Below are 21474 nucleotides of genomic sequence, written 5' to 3'. Positions count from 1 at the left end.
GCCGGCGCTTTATGCCGCGTCGGCGTTGCGATCGGCCGAGGCGCCGCCGCTCAGCGCTTGCGCCTGCGCGATCCATCCGTTGCGCTTCACCCGCCCCGCCGCGCCGATCGACGCCTCGATCCATTTGATGTTGTCGTCGCTCCAGCCAGCGATCTGATCATAATGGAAAACCCCGAGCGCGTGCAGCTTCTCGACGCTCTTTGGTCCGACGCCCTTGATTTTTGCAAGATCGTCCGCCGCGCCGCCGCGTGGCGCGGGAAGCGCGGCAGGCGGAGCGCCCGGCGTCCTTTTGCCGCTCGGCGCGCGCATTTGCGCGGCTTTTTCGTTCAGCGCCTTGGCGGCTGAAGCCGCCGCCTCTAGCGCCGGCTCAACGCTCGTCGGCGTCGCTGGCTGCGCAATCGCGAAAATCTCATCTTGCTCATCTCGCGGTTCGGGCGACTGCGCGACGGTCGATTCGTAAACGTCGCGCGTCGCGCCGCGTAGTACGATGATCGGCCGCTTGCCGGCGTAAGCGGGCGCGGCCTTGGTCGTCTTGAGCGCAGCGCCGACCGGCAGACCGACGAGATAAGCGAGCGCCGCGATCAGCAACACGTCCATCGTCAGCGCGGCGCGCCCGTCAAGGAGCCCCAGCCAGGAGGCGGCTGCGCCCGCGCCGAGCGTCGCGGCGATCGCGATAACGTTCCAGCCGGGCGGCGCAGGGGCGTCCTTCGCCCGCGAGGTCGTCACATAGCCGGCAAGCGCGCCAAGCGCACAGGCGGCGGCGAACCAAGGCCAGCCAAGCGTCAGCAAGTAGGACATCTGCCGTCTCCTTCTCTGGCGCTACTTGACGACGATTTCGACGCGGCGATTGCGCGCGCGATTTTCGTCGCTGTCATTGGAAGCGATTGGCCGCTCGCCGCCATAGCCGACGGCGATTATTCTGAACGGGTCGACTCCGGCCTTCGCCAGGCGTTCGACGACCGCCTGCGCGCGACGCTTGCTGCGCCCCAGATTCACTTCGGCAATGCCGATGTTGTCGGTGTGCGCCGCGATCTCGAGAGTGGCGCCCGGGCAGCGCAGCGCCGTCGCAGCGATCGCATCGACGAGAGGCGCGGATTCAGCGGCGATCGCCGAATCGTCGGACGCAAAGACGATCGGCGATCTGGCGAGAAGCTCGGAGAGCGCGGCGCCACATTGGCTTGCATCGAGCGGCGAGCCGACGATGCGTGTCGAGAGCTGCGCGTCGCCGCGGAAACTCTGCGGAAGCGCATCGGCGAAGCTCGCCGCGATCTCGGCGCGTGCGCTCTGATGACGCGCGACGCCGGCGAGCGAGATATTCGAGTCGCTGATCGCGAGCTTGCCTTCGTCGAGCCGCGCGAGCGCGGCAAGGGAATGATCCGTCGCTTCCGCGAAGTTTTGCGGCGCGCCTTTCGCGATGACGAGCCGGTCAACGACCTTCGCGTCGAAGAAACTCCTGCGCGCGGTTTCGACGAGGCGATTGCGGACGGCCTCATCCGGCGCATAGCCGGTGAGCGCAACGTCTCCGCCGGCGCGCTGGGCGCTGAAAACATATGGCGTCATCGGACCCGCCATGACGTCGAGCCGCGCGATCTCAAATCCGGAAGGCAACCGCGCTTTCGCATCGGCCCGGATCGTCTCGCCCAATATGTTCTGGCGCCCCTGCCCTTCGATGATGATCTTGCCGTCGGATACCGCGACTTTGCCTTGCGACAACTTGCCGAGCTCGCCGACCGCGAACGCAAGCGCTCCGGCGAAGTCTCCGGCCGGCGCGCCGGCGCCAAGCTCGGTCGCGTCGCTGACCGCGGCGCCGGCGCCCACGGAGGCCGCCATAGCGACGACCTGTTTGCGCAGATCGTCGCTCGGCAAATGGCCGGAGAGGCTGATGACGCCGTCGCGCGCCGCCGCTGAAAACACGTAGGGAGAAACACGCGGCGGCGACACTTCCACCTTTAACGCGCTCTCGCCGAACGGCGACGCCTTGAGCGCGGCGAGCGCCTTCTCGTAATCGGCCGCGCTGCGCGCTTCGCCGGAAACAGCCAGAGTCGCGTCGGTCATCGTCGTCGTCGCGGGATCGAGCTCGGCGAGGCGGCGCACGGCGAAGGACGCGAGATCGGGGAAGGATTTCGGCGCGCCGTCGGCGTAGGCGGCGGAGTCCGACACTTCCAGGCCTAAGGCGGCGATCTCGGCGCGCAGCCTTTCGCGCGCGCCCGTCGGCGGCACGTTGCCCGAGATCATCGCCTTGCCGCCGCGGCGTTCGAGTGTCAGCACGAAGGGCGTTGCGCGCGAGAGAGGCTGCGTCGCGTCAACGATGCGCCGCGCCGGCGTTTCAACGCCCAATGATGTCAAAAGACTCGCTTTCACATCAGGCGACAGCGAAATGCCGGCGAGGAGGACGTCACGGCCCGAGACGCGGACCTCCGGCCTGTCGATCGCGTCCGGCGACTGTGCGACTCGCAACAAGATCGCAGCGCGCAGATCGTCCTCTAGACGAGGCGCCAACGCGCCCTGCGCAAAATAGGCCAGTCCAAAAAGGACCGGCAGTCCAATCCACCATTTTTTGGGAAGGTGCATCGACGTCTTGCCCTCCATCGAAGAGAGAATCAGCAAAGACGCGCTTAACTCAACCGCACATGCTCGTTTTGCGCGGCGACGTGTCAATATGATGGCAAACAAAAATGGGGAACGCGGCCGCGCCGCGCTCCCCAAAGGCGAAGAAGAGTCCTGGTCGACTGTGAGATAGGCTTCGCCCGCTCTTCGACAAGGCTATCTTGATGAAAAGCGCGCGCTTGCAGGCGGTCTGCCGGGGAGGAAAGGCGCCATGCCGGCGCGCGCCAGTTCGTCGGCGCGCTCGTTCATGTCATGGCCCGAATGGCCTTTGACCCAATGCCAGTCGACCTCATGCCGCTCCGCCGCCGCTTCGAGCCTTTGCCACAGATCGACGTTCTTGACCGGCTTTCGGTCGGCGGTGCGCCAGCCGCGCGCTTTCCAGCCGGCGATCCATGAGGTGACCCCGCTGCGCAAATATTGCGAATCGGTATGCAGATCGACCGCGCAAGGACGCGTGAGAGTTTCAAGCGCCATGATCGCCGCCATCAGCTCCATGCGATTATTGGTGGTGAGCGGCTCGCCGCCGTTGATCTCTCTTTCGCGATCGCCAAAACGGAGAATCGCGCCCCAGCCGCCCGGCCCCGGATTGCCCGAGCAGGCGCCGTCGGTCCAGATCTCGACGCCGAGTGTCATGCACCGACTCCGTAGACGCGCGCATCTGCGGCGGACTGATGAAACCGGAGCTTGGCGAGATATTCGCGCGGATCCTTGGGACGCACCAGCGCGCCCGGCGGCACGTTGAGCCAATCGACGTAGCGGGTGAGCAGAAAACGCAGCGCGGCGCCGCGCGCGAGCATGGGAAAGGCCGCGATCTCGGCGCAGGAGAGCGGCCGAATCCGCTGATAGGCGTCGAGCAGCGCGGCGCCCCTGTCCGGTTGATAGCGATGCTCGGCGTCAAAGCACCAGGCGTTCAGGCAGATCGCCAGATCGTAGGCGTAGGCGTCGGTGCAGGCGAAATAGAAGTCGATCAACCCCGAGATGCGCTCGCCGAGAAAGAAAACATTGTCGGGGAAGAGATCGGCGTGAATGACGCCGCTCGGCAGGTCCCGCGGCCAGTTCCGCTCCAGATGATCGAGCTCCGCGTCGACGAGCGCGCGCAATCCCGTCGCGACCTCTTCCGCACGGGACGCGCACGTCGAAAAAAGCGGCCGCCATCCCTCGACAGAAAGCGCGTTGCGGCGCCGATGCGCGAAATCGGCGCCGGCGAGGTGCAGTTGCGCGAGATTTGCGCCGAGCGCGGCGCAGTGCGCGGCTTCCGGATGGTGGATCGAATAGCCGTCCAGAAAAGTGACGATGACGGCGGGTCGGCCGGCAAGGCGCCCCAGCGCGAGCCCCGCGCGGTTCTTCACCGGCAGCGGGCAGGTCACGCCCCGCGCCGCGAGATGTTCCATGAGGTTCAGGAAGAATGGCAAATCGGCTTCCGCGACGCGCTTCTCGTAAAGCGTGAGGATGAAGCTGCCGGCGCCGGTATGGAGATAATAGTTGGAGTTTTCGACGCCCTCGGCGATGCCTTTGCAGGAGAGCAGCGGCCCGAGATCGTATGTCGCGAGAAAAGCGATCAGCTCCTCGTCGTCAACCAGCGTGTAGACGGCCATGGGCGCCGACCGTTCACTGCGGGCCGCCCTCAGGCGATCGCCCGCAGCTCCTTGGGCAGAGGGAAGGAAACGTTCTCGTCGGCGCTGGAGATCGTTTCGACGACAATGTCGTAGCGTTCGGCAAATGCGTCCATGATCTCCTCGACCAGAACTTCGGGCGCGGACGCGCCGGCGGTGATGCCGAGCGACGATATGCTGCCAAAAATCTCCCAGTCGATCTCGCCCCGTCCCTGCACGAGCTGCGCCGGCGCGCCAGCGCGCTCGGCCACCTCGCGCAGCCGCTGCGAGTTCGACGAATTGGGCGAGCCGACCACGATCACGGCCGCGACATGCGGAGCGACCTCCTTCACCGCAGCCTGGCGGTTCGTAGTCGCGTAGCAGATGTCTTCCTTGTGCGGGCCAATGATCAATGGAAAGCGCCGCATCAGCGCGCTGACGATCTCCTGGGAGTCGTCGAGCGACAGCGTTGTTTGCGTCACATACGCCAGATTCGATTCGTCATCGAGTTTGAGCCGGTCAATGTCCTGCACGGATTCGACCAGCACCACCGCCCCGTCCGGCAGCTGTCCCATGGTGCCCACGACCTCAGGATGGCCGGAATGTCCGACGAGCAACACCCGGCGGCCGCGTCGCCTGTGTATTTCCGCCTCTCGATGCACTTTCGTGACGAGCGGGCAGGTCGCGTCGATGGCGAGGAGTCCGCGTCCCTCCGCTGCCGCCGAAACTGATTTGGCGACCCCGTGCGCCGAGAAGATCACCGGCGCGTTGGTGTCGGGGATTTCGTCGAGCTCCTCGACGAAAATCGCGCCCTTCGCCTTAAGCGATTCGACGACGTAGCGATTATGCACGATCTCATGGCGCACATAAACGGGCGGGCCAAACTTGGCCAGCGCCCGCTCGACGGCGTCGATCGCACGCACGACGCCTGCGCAAAATCCCCGCGGCGAGCAAAGCAGTATCTTGAGCGGCGGCTTTGTCGGTCGGGGGTGAACGTTCATCTTCGCGCCTTTTGGCAGAGGCGGCGCCGAGGCGGCGAGCCGCTCAAGCGCCAAACGCGGCCATCCGGATCACCCGGCTGAATGCCGGCAAGCAATGTCGCGCATGCGCGACGGTGTCAAGCCGCCGGCGCAGCGCGGATCCGCTGCGAGAGACCCCTCGGCGAACGCGGTCAACGCGTTGCTGACGCCGGCGCGCCGCAACAAGTTTCCAGCTCCGCCGCCGATTGGCGCGACCGCCGGACTGTGACACCATGACGGCGGGCTCGCCTTCCGGGCTCGCGTGAACGGAGCTGCGCGCATGTCCTATCTCGACGACATTTTGCAGTCCGCGCAAGGCGGCCAGTTGGTCTCCAATCTCGCTCAGCGCTTCGGCCTCTCCGACGAACAGATGGACCGCGCCATCAAAGCCCTTTCTCCCGCGCTCGAAGTCGGCCTGAGCAACGCCGCCGAACAGCCGTTGCTGTTCGAAAAGGTCTTGGGCGATATCGCGTCCCCGCTGCGCGCGACCGCCTTCGACGACCCTGGCGCCGTGCAGGACGCGGACTCTCTCGCCCAGTCGCGACAGCTGCTCGCAGATCTCTTCGGCTCGCCGGCGGCCGCTGGGCAAGTTGTGCAGGTCGCGGCCCGCGAGTCGGGGCTGCGTCCGGACATTCTCTCGCAATTGCTGCCGGTGCTCGTTTCCGTCCTCATCGGCGGATTATTCAAAAATGTGAGCAACCGGGGCCTCGGCGGCGTGCTCGGCCAGCTCGTCAGCTCCGGCGCGCTCGGCTCCATATTGGAGCAAATGCTCGGCGGCGGGCGGGCCTCGCAGCCCGAACCCGCGCCGATGCCGACGCCTCGAGGCGGCGCAGCTGGCGGCGCAGCTGGCGGCGTAACTGGCGGCGGCGGCCTGCTTGGCGGACTTCTGGGGTCAATTCTGGGCTCGCTGCTCGGCGGTGGCCGCCGGCGCGCGCCCGACCCCTACGGCGGACCCATTGGCGGACCCATTGGCGGACCCTTGGGTGGACCTGTTGGCGGACCGATGGGCGGCCCGCTTGACCTCGACCCGGACGCTGGGCGCTCCCAAGGCCTGCCCGACGACATGGATCAGGCGTCGATTCAGCAGGCGATCGAAGAGATCAAGAAGACGCTGCAGATCGGACGCGGCGGCGGCGGCGAAAACGCCGGCGCGCGCTCGGACTTTGAAAGCATTCTCGGCCAGATGTTCGGCAAGCGCTAGGGGCTGGCCGCCAAGCTCGGGACGGCCCGCAAAGTTCTAAACCCTGGACGCCCTTCGGCGCGCCGCACCGGCGAGCCGGCGCGGGCGGAGGCTTGCGCAACGCCCGCTTTCCTGCAATCCATCGGCCCGATTCCTTCACCCGCGAGGCGCATCCCGCGCCGCAATCGCGCGTCTCCTCTAGCACGGAAAATTCCCCGTAGATGGCCCGCGACGTATCCGACACGACGCCGATCACGTCGCGCAACATGTTGGTCGAATGGCTCGAAGCTGGCTCCAAGACTGGCGGCGCCCCGCTGCGCATTGGCACGGAGCATGAGAAAATCCCCTTCTATGCGGCCGACGATTCGCCGGTCCCCTATGAGGGCTCCGGAGGTCGGGGCGGCGTGCGGGCGCTGTTAGAGGGCCTGCGCGACACGCTCGGCTGGGCCCCCATCCTCGACCGGGACGCGCTGATCGGCCTCTATCAATCCGATGGCGGCGGCGCGATTTCGCTCGAGCCCGGCGGACAATTCGAACTTTCCGGGGCGCCGCTGGACGACGTTCACGCCACGCATGACGAGCTTGACGCGCATTTCGCGGCGCTTGCGCCCGTGGCCCGAGCGCTGGGCGTGCGGTTCCTTGATCTTGGCTGCAGTCCGAAGTGGTCCCGCTCGGAGACGCCGACGATGCCCAAGCAGCGCTACGCCATCATGCAAGCCTACATGCCGAAAGTTGGCGCGCTCGGGCTCGATATGATGTTTCGCACCGCAACCGTGCAGGTCAACCTCGACTTCGTCGACGAGGCCGACATGGTTCAAAAAACGCGCGTCGGCCTCGCTTTGCAGCCGCTCATCACCGCGATGTTCGCCAATTCGCCGTTTCTCGACGGCAAGCCGACCGGCCGGCTGTCGCAACGGTCTTACATTTGGCTCGACACCGATCCTGACCGAACCGGCATGCTGCCCTTCGCCTTCGAGGAGGGCTTCGGCTTCGAACGCTACGTCGACTATGCGCTCGACGTGCCAATGTATTTCGTCAAACGCGGCGACGTCTATCACGATGTGGCGGGCGCGAGCTTTCGGGACTTGATGGAGGGCCGCCTTCAGCAACTGCCTGGCGAGCGCGCCACAATGTCCGACTGGGCCAATCACCTCTCGACGATCTTTCCGGAGGTGAGGTTAAAGACCTATCTCGAAATGCGCGGCGCGGACGCAGGCCCGCGCGCACATTTCACCGCCCTTCCCGCGCTTTGCGCCGGTCTGTTCTATGACGCCGCCGGGCTCGATCAGGCGCGCGAACTGACGAAAGGGTGGAGCGCCGCCGCGCGTCAGGCGCTACGCGCCGATGTGCCCGGTCTGGCGCTCGATGCGAGAATCGAGGGCCGCAGCCTGCGCGACGTTGGGCGCGACGTTCTCGCGCTGGCGAAGGTCGGATTGCGCCAACGCGCCCGCCTTGACGCCAAAGGACGCGATGAGAGCGTTTTCCTTGCGCCGCTGGAAGCAATTCTCGAAGACGGACGCACCTTGGCCCAGCGCCGCTTGGACGCCTATTACGGTGGGTGGGGGCAGTCGATCGACGCCGCCTTCACCGATTGCGTGCTTCCGCAATAATATTGGAGCCGGCGCCGACGCGATGGTTAGCGTGGGAAGAGGTCGTGCAACCCGAAGGGCGCCATCGGCGGCAGCGAGGAACGCGCGGCGGCATGCTGCATGCCGTCCCGGCGCATATCCGTGTAACCCAATGGGGCGACAGGGGTGCGAGGCATAGAGACGCGGACGTGGCCGCCGAGCCGAACACAACCGTTTGACCCCGCGACTGCGACATAATCGGCGCCATATCGCGCGCACTGGCTGACATTGTCGGCATGCGCCGGCGCAACGGCGATGGCCGTGAGCGCGATGGCGCCGAAAAAGCCCGCCGGCAGAAGACGGTTACTGCGGCTGATGTTGGCTAGGGTCATGAGTTTAGGGCCTCATTTCCGAAAGTTCGCGCGCGTCGCGCGAGATTTCCGGAGCCTTACGATCCCGACAATGTCTCGATACGCCGTAATTGCGCTGGCGGCGACGAGAACCTCCTCGCCTTCGAGCGGCGCATTCCGGCGCTGCAATCCAACTAGAGCCAAACATCGTGGCAGGATCGTGTCTTGGACGCCCACTGGCGAAACAGTCGGCGCCACGTGAGAACTACCCTTTATTTTCTATTTATTTATTTTTGGTTTAGACGGCGGCCGTCCGAGAACGCCAATCGCCGATCGCGGCCTGGACGATCGCCAGAGCCGCGACGGCGGCGGTGTCGGCGCGCAACACGCGCGGTCCGAGCGAAAGGCGCGCGACGTTCGGCAGACCAGCGATGGCGGCCCGTTCGACGTCATCGAAGCCGCCTTCCGGTCCAATGAGCACGCTCACGCCCTGTCCCGCCGTGCGGCCCTCGAGCGCGTCCAAGGGATTGGCGAGCGCGGCGCGTTCGTCACAAAAAACGAGGAGCCGCCGCGCCGGCCATCGCGCTATAAAATCTGGGAGTTCGACGGCGGCGGCGACTTCGGGCACGGCCAGCACGCCGCATTGCTCGGCGGCCTCGATGACATTGGATTCGAGCCGCCCCGCGTTGAGCCGGCGGACCTGCGTTCGGCGCGTCACCACCGGCAGGAGACGGCCGGCGCCCATCTCCGTGGCCTTCTGCGCCATGTAGTCGAGCCGCGCCTGCTTTAGGGGAGCGAAACAATAATCGAGGTCGGCGCGATCCGTCTGGGCGCGCAGCCGCTCGCCGACGCGTAATCTTGCGGAGCGTCGCGAGACGTTCGCGAGCGTCGCGTGAAATTCGCCGTCGCGGCCATTGAACAGATGGATCGCGGCGCCCTCCCGCATGCGCAGGACATTGAGCAGATAGTTCGACGCCTCAGTTGAAGGCGCGAGTTCGACATCCGGCGCGAGATCGTCACGAACGAACAAGCGCTGCGCAGAAAAATCGTAAGCTGACACAATGGCTTCCCAAGCGGAGACGCGAGCGCAAGGCGCGCTCGCCATGAAGCCGCCGCTTTGTTGCGCGCAGGTTCGCCAAAACTTGCGTCGCCGGCAAGCCTGCTGGTAATGCTGCGAGCCTGATGAGCGGACCAAGACACATGATCATCGGCGCTGTCGATATTTCTCGCGCTGTCGCGCGACTTTCGCTGTTTGCGATGCTGCTCGCCTCTACCGGCGCGCATGCGCAAGCCTGTCAGGAAGACTTCCAGAAGCTCACCCAGAAGCGCATGGCGGGAATCGAGGCGCTCAACACTCTCGGAAAGGCAGGCAAGGGCAAGATGGATCCCGAAGCCGCCTGCCCCGCGGCGAAACGTCTCGTCGCCGTCGAAACCGAGATGATGAATTACATCACCAAGAACAAGGAATGGTGCAACATTCCTGACAATGTCGCCGACGGCTTCAAGGAAGCGCGCGCCAAAACTCAGGGCTTCGCGTCGCAGGCCTGCGCGGCCGCTGCGAAGATGAAAGAGATGCGCGATCAAGCGGCGGCTGGCGGCGGCGGTATGATGGCGCCGCCAAAGTTGCCTGCCGGACCGCTGTGAGCATAAGGCGAAGCGGCGATTCGGCGGGAGCGACCGCGCTGCCCGACGCCATCGCGGATCATCCGTTACTGCGCCGCGCGCCGCCAGCATTCCTGCCCTATATCCAGCTTGCGCGCCTCGATCGGCCTATCGGCTGGTGGCTGCTGCTGCTTCCCTGCTGGGAAGCGAGCGCGCTCGCCTCAGTCGCATTGGGGGAGGCGCCTAATCTCTGGCATCTGACGCTGTTTTTCATTGGCGCCGTCGCCATGCGCGGCGCGGGCTCGACCTATAATGATTACGTTGATCGCGAGATCGACGCCAAGGTCGAGCGCACGCGCCTGCGGCCGCTCGCCAGCGGGCGCGTAACGCCTGCGGCGGCGGTGGGCTTCCTCGTCGCGCAATGCCTCGTCGGGCTCGCGGTGCTTTTGTCGTTCAACGGCCTCACGATCGGTCTTGGGCTGATATCTCCGCTGATCGTGCTGATTTATCCCTTCGCCAAGCGCTTCACGTCCTGGCCGCAGGCGATTCTCGGATTAGCCTTCGCCTATGGCGCGCTGCTCGGCTGGACGGCGCGCACGGGCGAACTCGGCGCGCCGGCGCTTTTTCTCTATGCGGCGGCGATCGCATGGACGATCGGCTTCGACACGATTTACGCGCTCCAGGACATGCGTGACGACGCGATCGTCGGCGTGCGCTCGACGGCGAGATTGTTCGGACGGCGCGTGCAATTGGCGGTCGGCGCGCTCTATGCGGTGTCCGCCGCATGCGCCGCCGTCGCCGTTTTTCTGGCGGGCGGCGGGTGGTTCGCCTATGCCGGCGTCGCCGCCTATGCGACGCATCTCGCCTGGCAGACCGCGCAGACCCGAGGGGATGTCGCGCCGATCACCGCTCTGCGACTGTTCCGCTCAAATCGCGACGCCGGTCTGTTGCTGTTCGCAGGCTTTTTTGCGCAGAGCCTCGCCTTTCTTTTCTAGAGGGTCTCGGGCGACGCGCGATGCGGAACTGCTCTACTTCTCGAGTTCCTTTTTCCTGTCGAGACAGGAGTCGATTTGTTTCTTGTCGAGCTCCCAATAGGAGCCGCCGCAGAGCGCCTCATAGCGACTGCTGACGAAGAAGGACCAGATGTAATAGCCGGTCAGCACCACCGCGGCGACGGCGGCGATTTTCATGATGAAGTTGAATCGCGCTTCCGCGTCTTGGGTGTCCGACATTGTTTGTCTCCGCGCCAAAGTTAAGCCGCCGAAAATTGGGCCGTCAGTCCAGCGTCTGCCGGAAGCGCATCACCGCGACGCTCATCGCAACAAGCGTGAAGGCCGCAAGCGCGCCGGCGTCGACGGCGAGATCGCCGAAGTTAGAGCCCTTCAACATCACCGAGCGCACAATGCGCAGATAATGGGTGAGCGGCAGCGCCTCACCCGTATATTGCGCCCACATCGGCATTCCGTGGAAAGGAAAAAGGAAGCCCGAAAGAAGCATGCTCGGCAGAAAAAAGAAGAAGGTCATCTGCATCGCCTGCAACTGATTTACCGCGACCGTCGAGAAAGTGTAGCCCACCGACAGATTGGCGACGATAAAAAGCAGAGTCAGCACGGTGAGCGTAAAGAGCGAGCCGACCACCGGCACCTGAAACAACAAGGAAGCGACGATGAGGATCGTCGACATCTGGACGGCGCCGACGACCACATAGGGCGCGATTTTTCCGAGCATGATCTCGACCGGGAGTATCGGCATGGCGAGCAACGCCTCCATCGTTCCCCGCTCGATTTCCCGCGTCACCGACATCGCCGTATACATCAGCATCGTCATGGTCAAAATCGTGCCGATCAGTCCGGGCACGATATTGCGGCGCGTCTCTCCAGCCGGATTGTAGCGCCGATGCACGCGGATCTCGTAAGGCGGCGCATTCTGCGCAAGCGACGCCAGCGGTCCGGTCAGTTCACGGTCGAGCGCCTGATTCGCGGCGCCGAGCGCGGCGGCGACCGCGCCCGAGGTCGCCGTCGGGTCCGTGGCGTCGGCGATGAGTAGCAGCCCCGGTTTTTCGCCGCGGACGAGCTGGCGAGAGAAATCGGGCGGAATTTGAATGACGAATTGCACCTTGTTCGAGAGGATCAATTCGTCGGCGTCGGCCTCGCCGCGCGCGACATATTTGATGTTGAAATAATCGGTGGCGCGCAAGGCGCCGATCAGCGCGCGCGCGATCGGGCTGTCGTCGCCCGTCAGCACCGCCGTCGGCAGATGTTTGGGATCGGTGTTGATCGCATATCCAAAAAGCATCAGCTGAATGAGCGGAATGCCGACGATCATCGCGAAGGTCGGCCGGTCGCGCCGAAGCTGAATGAATTCCTTGACGAACATCGCGACGACACGCTGCCAGGACTGCGCGAGCGGGCCGCGGCGCGCCGGACGCGGGACGACGCTCGGCGGGTCTTCCTGCGTGCTCACGGGTCGGCTCCAGCGCGAGTCATCAGATCAATGAACACGTCTTCGAGCGATGGCTCGTCGCGTCTCCAATGATGAAGGCCTTCGGCGCTATAGCGATCCGCGACGCGCTCCATCGCCGCTTCATCGCGGCCGCCGACATGCAGCGCCGAGCCGAAACGCGCAACCATGTCCACGCCGGGTTGACGTTTCAATTCGCTGCTGAGCGAATCGAGGCCTTCGCCCGTCACGACCCACGTCGAGAGATTCGCGCCGGCGATGATCTCCGGAATCGTGCCCGAAGCGAGCAGCCGCCCATTGGCGATATAGGCGATCCGGTGACAGCGCTCCGCTTCGTCCATGTAGTGCGTCGAAACGAGCACCGTTAAGCCTTGCGTCGCCAGATGATGGATCTCGTCCCAAAAGTCGCGTCGCGCCTTGGGATCGACGCCCGCGGTCGGTTCGTCGAGGAGGAGCAGCGACGGGCCAGGCAAGATGCATGCGCCAAGCGCCAGTCGCTGCTTCCAGCCGCCGGACAGTTCGCCGGCGAGTTGGTCGGCGCGCGCGACGAGGCCGAGGCGCTCGAGCGCGCCCTGAGCCGCGTCCTCGGGCGCTTCGAGGCCATAAACCCGCGCCACGAATTCAAGATTTTCGCGAATGGTGAGATCGCGATAAAGCGAAAAGCCCTGCGTCATATAGCCGACATAGCGCTTGATCTCTTCCTGCTGCCGGCGAATGTCGTAGCCAAGACATTCGCCCTCGCCCGAATCGGGCGTCAGCAGGCCGCAGAGCATGCGGATCGTCGTCGTCTTGCCGCTGCCGTTGGGGCCGAGAAAGCCCTGGATGTGACCGCGCGCCACCTGCAGCGTGAAATTGTCGACGACCTTTTTGGCGCCGAAGGATTTGGTGAGCCCGCGCACGTCGATCGCGATGTCGCTCGCAGCGCTCACGGCGCCGCTCCCGTCGACTCCGGCGCCGGCCCGACGGCGACCGGCATGCCAAGCGGCAACGCGCGCGCCGCGCCTTCGAGCCGCGCTTCGGCCTTAAAAACGAGTTTTGCGCGCTCCTTGTCGCTGAAGATCACGGGGGGCGTATATTCCTGCCGGCTGGCTATATAGCTGACGCGCCCAAAGAGGTCGTCGGCGCAGCCGTCGCAGGTGACGCGCATCCGCTCGCCCAGCGAGATCTTCGGCAGCTCCGGCTCGGAAATGAAGAAGCGTACCTTGCGATTCTCCGGCGGCAACAGCGCAACGACCGGCTGACCAGCGTTGACGATCTCGCCGGGGCGGAAAAAAACGTCTTGCACGACGCCGTCGGCGGGCGCGACCACGCTCTGGCGCTTGATGCGAATGTTCAGCGCGTCGAGTTGCGCGCGCGCCTGCTTCAAGCTTGCTTCCGCGGCTTCGATCTCCTGCGAACGGCTTGCCATGCGCGAAGCCTGAACCTGCCGGCGCGCTTCCTCTACGCTAGCCTCATCGCGCGCTCGGGCCATTTCGGCGCGATCTAGCGCGGCCTTCGCGACATGACCTTTGGCGTAGAGTTTTCGTTGCCGCTCGTAATCAGCGCGGGACAATTCGAGAGCGGCCTCGGCGCGCTCCAGCGCAGCCTGCAAAACGGCGATCTGCTCGGGCCGATTCATCGCCGCGCGTAGATTTTCGACTTGCGCCTCGAGTTGGGCGAGGCGCGCCGACGACTCGTCGCGCACGCGATCGAGAAGCGTCGTCGACATCGTGAACAGCGGATCGCCCTTTTTGACCTCGGCGCCGGCCGAAACCGCGAGGCTCGCGACCCTCTCGGTCTCGTAAGGGCCGATGTAGAGCATCTCTCCTTCGACATAGCCCAGAAAGACATCGGCGGGAGTCGCCGGACGATAGGCGACGCGCCAAACGACGACGGCGAGGAGCGCCAGCGCAATGAAGACCGCGAGACGCTTCATGCGGCGGGGGCGTAGAGCGGATCGAGCATGGCCGGATTATGCACCTTCCCCGCCGCGCGACGAAACCTTGCGGCGAGGCGCCTCCAACAAAGCCCCTCCCGAAGGCGAAACTCCTTTTGCCGCGGCGGCGGCAAAAAGGCTAGAATGCCTCCAAGAAAAGGCAAAAGGGATTGAAAATGGCTGAAGATACGGAGCTGCCGCCACGCGAATCTATGGAATATGACGTGGTCGTGGTCGGCGCAGGACCGGCCGGCCTCGCCGCGGCGATTCGCTTGAAGCAAGTTGCGCCGGATCTCTCGGTCGTGGTCATCGAGAAAGGCTCCGAGCCCGGCGCGCATATTCTCTCCGGCGCGGTCATTGATCCGATCGGCCTCGACCGGCTGCTGCCCGAATGGCGCACGCGCGACGACGCGCCGCTGAAGACGAAAGTGCATGAGGACCATTTCCTGTTGCTGTCGGAAAAAGCCAGCATTCGCATTCCCAATATGTTGATGCCGCGGCTGATGAACAATCACGGCAATTTCATCGGCTCGCTCGGCAATGTCGTGCGCTTTCTCGCCTCGGAAGCGGAAAACCTAGGCGTCGAGATCTATCCCGGTTTCGCCGGCGCCGAAGTTCTTTACGGCGACGAGGGCGAAGTCGTCGGCGTCGCGACCGGCGACATGGGCGTGGGACGCGACGGCAAACCCAAAGACAGCTTCACCCGCGGGATGGAGCTCAAAGGCAAATATACGATCTTCGCCGAAGGCGCGCGCGGTTCGCTCACCAAGCAGTTGCTGGCCAAATACGACCTTTGCGCAAACAGCGAGCCGCAAAAATTCGGCATCGGCTTCAAGGAGCTTTGGCGCATTCCGAAGGAGAAGCACAAGGATGGACTTGTGCAGCATTCCTTCGGCTGGCCGCTTGCGGCCGACACCGGCGGCGGCTCTTTCCTCTATCATTTCGACGACGATCTCGTGTCGATCGGCTTCGTCGTGCATCTCAACTATTCAAATCCGACGCTCTCTCCCTTCGACGAGTTTCAGCGCTTCAAGACGCATCCGATGATCGCGCCGACGCTCGAAGGCGGCGAACGTCTTTCCTATGGCGCGCGCGCGCTGACGGAAGGCGGGTGGCAGAGCGTGCCAAAGCTCGTCATGCCGGGCGGCGCCCTGGTCGGCTGCGCCGCGGGCTTCATGAACGTGCCGCGCATCAAGGGCTCCCACAACGCCATTGTTTCGGGCATTCTGTGCGCCGAACATATCGCGGCGGCGATCGCCGAAGGCCGCGCGCATGACGCGGTTGACGCCTATGACGCCGCCTGGCGCGCCTCCGAGATCGGCCGCGATTTGAAGCCCGTGCGCAACGTCAAGCCGCTCTGGTCGAAATACGGCACCTATGTCGGCGCGCCGCTCTTTGGCCTCGACATGTGGACGAATGAGCTGTTCGGCTTTTCCTTCTTCGGCACGCTCAAGCACGGCAAGGCCGATTACGAGACTTTAAAGCCGCTCTCGGAAGTCACGCCGATCGTCTACCCCAAGCGCGCAAGCGATGTCGTCTTCGACAAGCTGTCGTCGGTGTTCGTCTCGAACACCAATCACGAGGAGGATCAGCCCGTTCATCTGAAGCTTGCCGATCCCGCGATTCCAATCGCGCGCAATCTCCCGATCTACGGCGAGCCCGCGCGACTCTATTGCCCGGCGGGCGTCTATGAGGTGGTCTATGCCGATGAGGCGACGCGCCGTGATCCGCGCTTTGTGATCAACGCGCAAAATTGCGTTCACTGCAAAACCTGCGACATCAAGGACCCGGCGCAAAATATCACCTGGGTCCCGCCGGAGGGCGGCGGCGGACCGAACTATCCGAATATGTGATTGGTCGCAGCGAAGGCGCCATTGCGCGCGATGACGCGCCGAGGAGTCGCGTGAACCAATGTTCTTCATCGTCTCGAAAAGCTTGGCGTTCGTTCTGGCGCCGGTCCACTTTTTCATTTTCCTCGCCGTCGTCGGCGCAACGCTGCTGTTCACGCGCTGGAAAACTTGGGGACGCGCGCTCTCGACACTAAGCGCGCTCGCCTTGCTGCTGATGGCCTTCGGACCGCTGAGCGGTCTGCTGGCCGGTCCGCTCGAGGCGCGTTTTCCTCCGCCGCCCGACGATATGCCGGCGCCGGACGGCATTATCGTGCTCGGCGGGACGATCGACGAGCGGCTAAGCGCCAGCCGCAATCGTCCGGCGTTGGTCGACGCCGCCGAGCGCCTGACCGCGCCGATCGCGCTGAAGCGCAAATATCCCAATGCGCGTCTCGTCTTTACCGGCGGCTCCGCCGCGCCGCAGGCTTCGCCCTACTCTGAAGCCGACGCCGTGCAGCGCTTCTGGCGTGAGATGGGACTCGATCAGGGCGATGTTCTCTACGAGCGCCGCTCGCGCAATAGTTACGAGAACGCCGTCTTCACGCGCGAACTGCTTGGCCCCAAGCCTGGCGCGCGTTGGCTGCTCGTCACCTCGGCGATTCACATGCCGCGCGCCGTCGGCGTGTTCCGTCAGGCGGGCTTCGATGTGATCGCCTATCCGGTCGACTATCGCACCAGCGGCGACTCCGGGCTCGAATTCCCGCGTTTCGCGACGAAAGCGCTCGGACTTATGGAATTCGCCGCGCATGAGTGGGCGGGGCTGGTCGCCTATTGGCTGACCGGAAAAAGCGACGCGCTGTTTCCCGCGCCATAGTCCGGCCATCGCCCGCGCGCTGCGAAAAAGTGGGAACCGGTTTTTCGCGTTGAGCGCGCTCTAAATTTTTGGAATCGATCAATTTATCTGCATTTGGGCGATTCCGCCCAAATGCAGCGTCTAGTCCGAACGGTGCCGTCTTCCGCGCGACGCGCCCGCCGGCTCCATGCTGCGCCCGCCGGCCCCGCCTGGATATGCGCCGTGCTTCATCTCCAGAAAGAGCGCGATCGCCTGCGCCCGATTGCGCACATCGAGCTTTTCGAAAAGATTGCGCAGATGGAATTTGATCGTGTTGATCGAGACGCCGAAATCCTTGGCGAGCTGACTGTTGGTGTGGCCGGAGCCGAGCGCCGATAACAGGCTCCGCTCCCGTAGGGTAAGATTTTCCAGCGGGTCGCTGCGCATCTTGCGGATATCGACGAAGGGAAACACCATGTCGCCCGCCGCCACCGCGGCCAACACATCCAGAAGCCGCTCCGGCGGCGCGCGCTTGGAGACGAAGCCTGCGCCGCCAAGCTGCAGAGTTTCGGCCGGCGCGGCAGGATCATTGGTGCCGCTGTAGACGACGATCTTGGGCGCCGCGACTTGGCGCGACAGCGCGCGCAAGACGTCGCGGGCGTGCAGCGTCGGCAATTGCCATCCGATCACGGCGATAGTGAATTTCTGCTGACGCGCCGCTTCGAGAAATTCTTCGCCGTCCGTCAGCTTCGCCACAAGGGTGAACCGGCGGTCGTCCGACAGCAGCTTGTCCAGCCCCGCGAGGATCAGCGGGCTCTTATCGGCGATGGCGACGTCGATGCGATCCGCCTCCGCCGTCGCGCGGACGCCGTCCCTGTGATCGTTCGCAGCCCTGATCGAAGAGGTAGGAGCCATTCAGCCTCCGCCGCCGCGCGAAGCGCAGCGTATTGGTCGATATCGCCCCGCACCGGCCTTGGACGCACCCCAATTCTGGAGACCGGCGGGTCGGCGCGCCCTGCCCGTTAGAGGTGGGAGCGTAAGTCACAATACCGCAGGCTCCCACGGATGCAAGCCTCTTTGCGCGCGCCGAACGCGGGCGAACAGACAAACAAAAACGGCGCGCTGGCCCAAGGCCAGCGCGCCGCGTTTTGTATGCTGAAGCTTGTTTTAGTCGCTGAACACCCAGCGGGCGGCGAAATACGCGGCCGCGCCAATAACGATGATCGCGATCATGCCGACCGGGGTCGCTGCATAGCTCGTCAGTTCAAGAATAGCGCCCATAGTTTCCTCCTTCTGTCACACACACTGCCGGTTTCGCCACAAGCCGAGATTTCAGGCTGCAATCCGCGACCGCGGCGTTGCTTTCTTCGTCGAATTGGTCAAGTGGAAAGCATGGCTGACGTCGGCCCGCCTCGGTTTTGGTTCAACGTCGACCTCACCTAGGCGGGAACGCGTCTGCATCGCTTATTCGGCCCTAGCCGCGTCCGGAGAGCCATAATGCTCGCAGCTCTCGGCCGCGGTTCCGAAATGCGGTGGTTTCGGAGTATTGCAGACGCAAAGCGCTGTCAAGCGATCGACAGGGCCGCCGCTGCGCTGCATCGCCGCATTAAAGCTCGTACAAGGGCTCAGTTTGCGCTTGCCGCCGCTGCGCGCCGACGACTATCTATCGGAGCGCGGCAACAGTCCATCTCGCGAGCGTGAAGTCCGATGTTCAAGTTTTTCATCATCGCTGTCGCTGTCGCGGCCGCTGGATTTTCAGCCTACTACGCGTTCCGACGCTCGCCCGTCTGTTCGGCCGACGGCAAATATATGGCGACGCAAAGCGACTGCGAGGCCTGGGGCTTCAACCCCGACGTCTGCAGGCAGGCGATCGAGAACGCGCGCGCCGTCGTGGCGCGGGCGGCGCCAAAAAGCGAAACGATGTTTCAGTGCGAGGTGCGCTTCTCGGATTGCTTCGAGGCGCAGGACGGAGGCTTTTCGCCGCGCCCGTCATTCTGTCTGCGCCCGAATAAGGGCGCCGACCCTCTGGAAGTCAGATATCTCGAATATGAGTCCGACCGCATGAACCGGAAAAAGACCAAGGAAGTTCGCGTCGAGTGAAATCGGCCGAAGCCGGTCAGCGCCTGAAATCGGCGCGGCGCTGCTCGATCTGGAACTCCGACGCGTCGATGACGAGCTTGCCGGCGGCGGTGCCGATCGCGATGTGAATCGGCACCACGACCCGCGCGTCGGGAAGCGGCGCGAGCCAGACGCTGATGTCGTTATTGTTCGCCATATAGCGCGTCGCGGAGCTGTCGGGGCGATGCCCGGCGATCGGGGTATAACGCGCCGAACATACGGTGACGGGGCCGGCGTAACCTCGCGTTTGCGCCGTGTGATCGCCGGCATAGGCGAGCTCCACGTCGAAACGCGTCACGCCGTCAAAAACGGAAATGGTTCGGTTGCACGCCGAAGGACCCGTGAGCTCCTCTCCAGGCGGCACGCGCATGATCAGCGCGCTGACCGGATCCACGATGTGGCGCTTGGCCCTTTCCGTCACGGGGACGCGCGCTTCGGCGTCCCAGGGCGCGGGCCTCACCTCCACCGCGCGCACCGCGTTGCCGGCGAGCGACATGCGCACCGTACGCGTCTCCTCGCTGTTTGATGTGGTGTTGGCGTAATTTGCCGGCGACGGACCGCCGGCGGTCAGGCCGCCGCTCGCGCTGGCGGCGCCCTTGGCGTTGTTGATGAGATTGGCGAGCCCTGTCGTCCGCATCGAGATCTCAACGCGGTAGTTCTGCGCGTCGACGATGCCGAAAGCGGATGCGCTGCCGATGGAGAGCCCCATGAGACTCAAGGCGTAATGCGCCCTGAGCATCTCCGCGGCGGCGGGCGCGCAGAGCGCTACCGACATCGCGGCGGCGGCACAGCCGCCGCGCGCCGCAAGGCAAGAAAGCCGGGCGGCCGCTCTCATGGCCTCGAAGCGTCGCTCGGCGCAGACAATTCCTCGGATTTCTCGGTCGAATTCTCGGTCGAATTCTTGGCGCGCGCGGCTGTGAGGCTCAGGCCCATTCTTGCCACCGTCCGTCTTCGAAAATGCGCCATGCCCGCAACCCCGCCTTTGCGACGACGAGCCGTCCCGCCTTCGCCTCGGCGACAAGATGCCTGAATACGAGAGGATTGCGCCAGGAAAACGGCTTTTCCGGGTCGCAGACCGCGTGGTATTCGTCGCTGTCCGGGTCGTCCATCAGCAGCGTGCCGACCTTGTCGGGTCGCAGTTGCGACGAAAAGCTGCGCTCATCTTTCCATCGGCAGTAGTAGTCGCGACACACGTCCGGACGCGTGTCATAAACGCCGCAGCCGCCCGTCAGCACGCAATGCTCGCAGAGCTTGCCCGCCGGCTTCTTGAATTCGTCGATTTCAAGAACCTTGCAGCAGAAGAAGCAGGAGCCGCAGGCCTTGCCTGGAATGTCGAGCATGGGTCAAGCGCCGATGGCGTGAGAATCGAATCGGCGTATTGTGAACGCCGGACCGCCGGATGCAAGCAGCGTCGGGCGCAGCGAGCGGACGATGTCGCGTAGAATTGATCCCGAAAAGCTTTTCGTCACCACGGCGTGGCTCGCAGAGCATCTCGATGCGCCGGATCTCGTTGTCCTGGACGCGTCGTGGCACATGCCGGCGACTGGCCGCGACGCTCGCGCCGAGTTCCTTGCGGGGCATATTCCCGGCGCGCAGTTCTTCGATATAGACGCGATCGCCGATCCGTCCACCGACTTGCCGCATATGTTGCCCAAGCCGGAAGTCTTTGCGGCGGAGATGCGCCGGCTCGGATTTGGAGACGGCATGCAGGCCGTCGTCTACGATGGCGTCGGCATATTTTCAGCGCCGCGTCTCTGGTGGACGCTGACTGTCTTCGGCGTGGAACGGGTCTCGATCCTTGCGGGCGGACTTCCTGCGTGGCGGGGCGAAGGCCGTCCGCTCGAACAGGGCGAGGCGCGAGAGAGAGCGCCGGCGGTTTTTACGCCCCGTTTCGACGCGAGCCTGGTCGCCGACGCGCAGGCGGTGCGGCGCGCGCTTGATCTCGGCGGGCCGCAAGTGGTCGACGCGCGCGGCGCGGAGCGTTTCCACGGATGGGCGCCTGAGCCGCGCCCGGGCTTGCGCTCCGGCCACATGCCCGGCGCGCTGAACCTTCCATTCGGCGATGTCCTCGAAGGCGGAAGACTGAAAGACAAGCCCGGGCTCGAAGCGGCCTTTTCCTCGGCGGGCGTCAATCCCGACGCGCCGGTCATCGCCACCTGCGGCTCCGGGCTCACGGCTTGTCTCATCAGCCTCGCGCTCGCAGCCGCGGGGCGTCCGCCGGCCACGGTGTATGACGGCTCCTGGTCGGAATGGGGCGCCCGGGAAGATTTGCCCGCCATCGTCGACGAGCCAGCAGCGCCTATAAGTTAGGCTTATAGCTGAAAATAAGTGCGTACAGTATGTTTAATAGGCGCCAGGCCTGGGTTGGCGCCGGAACTTTGGCCATGGCGCGACTAGGGCGG

At 64.6% G+C, this 21474-nt stretch carries 22 protein-coding genes; 8 read left to right on the top strand and 14 right to left on the bottom strand.

Annotated features, from left to right (window positions below; all coding sequences use genetic code 11):
* Window positions 1–9 precede the first annotated feature (9 nt).
* The 5 genes from ACR65W_RS12930 to ispH all read right to left on the bottom strand — a co-directional run bounded on the left by ACR65W_RS12930 (window position 10) and on the right by ispH (window position 5200).
* The gene (locus tag ACR65W_RS12930) at window positions 10–798 is read right to left on the bottom strand and encodes a hypothetical protein (RefSeq protein WP_434501451.1); all 789 of its coding nucleotides are present in this window, start codon (window positions 796–798) and stop codon (window positions 10–12) included.
* A 21-nt stretch (window positions 799–819) separates the two neighbouring features.
* Entirely contained in the window at window positions 820–2571 is a 1752-nt protein-coding gene (locus ACR65W_RS12925; RefSeq protein WP_434501450.1) for an OmpA family protein, read from the bottom strand.
* Window positions 2572–2763: 192 nt separating this feature from the next.
* A complete protein-coding gene (rnhA, locus tag ACR65W_RS12920) occupies window positions 2764–3240 on the bottom strand; it encodes a ribonuclease HI (protein ID WP_014890115.1) in 477 nt (158 codons plus the stop codon).
* Complete coding sequence (gene thrB, locus ACR65W_RS12915) at window positions 3237–4202, bottom strand: homoserine kinase (RefSeq protein WP_434501449.1); 966 nt, start codon at window positions 4200–4202, stop codon at window positions 3237–3239. The genes rnhA and thrB overlap by 4 nt, the downstream gene beginning before the upstream one ends.
* 29 nt (window positions 4203–4231) lie before the next feature.
* Window positions 4232–5200, bottom strand: a complete 969-nt coding sequence (ispH, locus tag ACR65W_RS12910; protein ID WP_434501448.1) for a 4-hydroxy-3-methylbut-2-enyl diphosphate reductase — start codon at window positions 5198–5200, stop codon at window positions 4232–4234.
* A 298-nt stretch (window positions 5201–5498) separates the two neighbouring features.
* On the opposite strand from ispH, the gene ACR65W_RS12905 reads away from it, so the two are divergent.
* Window positions 5499–6419, top strand: coding sequence for a DUF937 domain-containing protein (locus ACR65W_RS12905; RefSeq protein ID WP_434501447.1), 921 nt, complete (start codon window positions 5499–5501; stop codon window positions 6417–6419).
* A 200-nt stretch (window positions 6420–6619) separates the two neighbouring features.
* Entirely contained in the window at window positions 6620–8008 is a 1389-nt protein-coding gene (locus ACR65W_RS12900; protein ID WP_434501446.1) for a glutamate--cysteine ligase, read from the top strand.
* 26 nt (window positions 8009–8034) lie between these two features.
* Here ACR65W_RS12900 and ACR65W_RS12895 read toward each other — a convergent pair whose 3' ends face one another.
* Together ACR65W_RS12895 and ACR65W_RS12890 are read right to left on the bottom strand one after the other, a co-directional pair.
* Window positions 8035–8358 (bottom strand): hypothetical protein, encoded by a 324-nt coding sequence (locus ACR65W_RS12895; RefSeq protein ID WP_434501445.1) that lies wholly within the window; start codon window positions 8356–8358, stop codon window positions 8035–8037.
* Between the two features lie 256 nt (window positions 8359–8614).
* The gene (locus tag ACR65W_RS12890; protein ID WP_434501444.1) at window positions 8615–9376 is read right to left on the bottom strand and encodes a 16S rRNA (uracil(1498)-N(3))-methyltransferase; all 762 of its coding nucleotides are present in this window, start codon (window positions 9374–9376) and stop codon (window positions 8615–8617) included.
* 140 nt (window positions 9377–9516) lie between these two features.
* On the opposite strand from ACR65W_RS12890, the gene ACR65W_RS12885 reads away from it, so the two are divergent.
* Window positions 9517–9960, top strand: coding sequence for a hypothetical protein (locus ACR65W_RS12885; protein WP_434501443.1), 444 nt, complete (start codon window positions 9517–9519; stop codon window positions 9958–9960).
* Window positions 9957–10913 (top strand): 4-hydroxybenzoate octaprenyltransferase, encoded by a 957-nt coding sequence (ubiA, locus tag ACR65W_RS12880; RefSeq protein ID WP_434501442.1) that lies wholly within the window; start codon window positions 9957–9959, stop codon window positions 10911–10913. The genes ACR65W_RS12885 and ubiA overlap by 4 nt, the downstream gene beginning before the upstream one ends.
* Before the next feature lie 33 nt (window positions 10914–10946).
* Here ubiA and ACR65W_RS12875 read toward each other — a convergent pair whose 3' ends face one another.
* From ACR65W_RS12875 to ACR65W_RS12860, 4 genes are read right to left on the bottom strand one after another with little or no spacing between them, the layout of a single operon-like run.
* Entirely contained in the window at window positions 10947–11150 is a 204-nt protein-coding gene (locus ACR65W_RS12875; RefSeq protein ID WP_175092770.1) for a hypothetical protein, read from the bottom strand.
* 43 nt (window positions 11151–11193) lie between these two features.
* The gene (locus ACR65W_RS12870; RefSeq protein WP_434501441.1) at window positions 11194–12381 is read right to left on the bottom strand and encodes an ABC transporter permease; all 1188 of its coding nucleotides are present in this window, start codon (window positions 12379–12381) and stop codon (window positions 11194–11196) included.
* Window positions 12378–13307, bottom strand: coding sequence for an ATP-binding cassette domain-containing protein (locus ACR65W_RS12865; RefSeq protein ID WP_434501440.1), 930 nt, complete (start codon window positions 13305–13307; stop codon window positions 12378–12380). Before ACR65W_RS12865 ends, ACR65W_RS12870 begins: the two co-directional genes overlap by 4 nt.
* Window positions 13304–14293, bottom strand: a complete 990-nt coding sequence (locus tag ACR65W_RS12860) for an HlyD family secretion protein (protein ID WP_434501439.1) — start codon at window positions 14291–14293, stop codon at window positions 13304–13306. Before ACR65W_RS12860 ends, ACR65W_RS12865 begins: the two co-directional genes overlap by 4 nt.
* Window positions 14294–14469: 176 nt before the next feature.
* On the opposite strand from ACR65W_RS12860, the gene ACR65W_RS12855 reads away from it, so the two are divergent.
* The gene (locus ACR65W_RS12855; RefSeq protein ID WP_434501438.1) at window positions 14470–16146 is read left to right on the top strand and encodes an electron transfer flavoprotein-ubiquinone oxidoreductase; all 1677 of its coding nucleotides are present in this window, start codon (window positions 14470–14472) and stop codon (window positions 16144–16146) included.
* 58 nt (window positions 16147–16204) lie between these two features.
* Complete coding sequence (locus tag ACR65W_RS12850; protein ID WP_434501437.1) at window positions 16205–16996, top strand: YdcF family protein; 792 nt, start codon at window positions 16205–16207, stop codon at window positions 16994–16996.
* Between the two features lie 120 nt (window positions 16997–17116).
* On the opposite strand, the gene ACR65W_RS12845 is transcribed toward ACR65W_RS12850, so the two are convergent.
* Window positions 17117–17869, bottom strand: coding sequence for a LuxR C-terminal-related transcriptional regulator (locus tag ACR65W_RS12845; RefSeq protein WP_434501436.1), 753 nt, complete (start codon window positions 17867–17869; stop codon window positions 17117–17119).
* 792 nt (window positions 17870–18661) lie between these two features.
* Between ACR65W_RS12845 and ACR65W_RS12840 the strand changes: the two genes are divergently transcribed.
* On the top strand, window positions 18662–19054 hold the full coding sequence (locus tag ACR65W_RS12840; RefSeq protein WP_434501435.1) for a hypothetical protein: 393 nt from the start codon (window positions 18662–18664) through the stop codon (window positions 19052–19054).
* A gap of 16 nt (window positions 19055–19070) precedes the next feature.
* On the opposite strand, the gene ACR65W_RS12835 is transcribed toward ACR65W_RS12840, so the two are convergent.
* The gene (locus ACR65W_RS12835) at window positions 19071–19907 is read right to left on the bottom strand and encodes a DUF3108 domain-containing protein (RefSeq protein WP_434501434.1); all 837 of its coding nucleotides are present in this window, start codon (window positions 19905–19907) and stop codon (window positions 19071–19073) included.
* A gap of 88 nt (window positions 19908–19995) precedes the next feature.
* The gene (locus ACR65W_RS12830) at window positions 19996–20412 is read right to left on the bottom strand and encodes a hypothetical protein (RefSeq protein WP_014890134.1); all 417 of its coding nucleotides are present in this window, start codon (window positions 20410–20412) and stop codon (window positions 19996–19998) included.
* 91 nt (window positions 20413–20503) lie between these two features.
* Between ACR65W_RS12830 and sseA the strand changes: the two genes are divergently transcribed.
* Complete coding sequence (gene sseA / locus ACR65W_RS12825; protein WP_434501433.1) at window positions 20504–21382, top strand: 3-mercaptopyruvate sulfurtransferase; 879 nt, start codon at window positions 20504–20506, stop codon at window positions 21380–21382.
* Window positions 21383–21474 lie beyond the last annotated feature (92 nt).

The sequence above is a fragment of the Methylocystis sp. genome (assembly GCF_051062815.1).
Classification (GTDB): Bacteria; Pseudomonadota; Alphaproteobacteria; order Rhizobiales; family Beijerinckiaceae; genus Methylocystis.
This window is presented reverse-complemented; position numbering and strand designations above follow the sequence as displayed.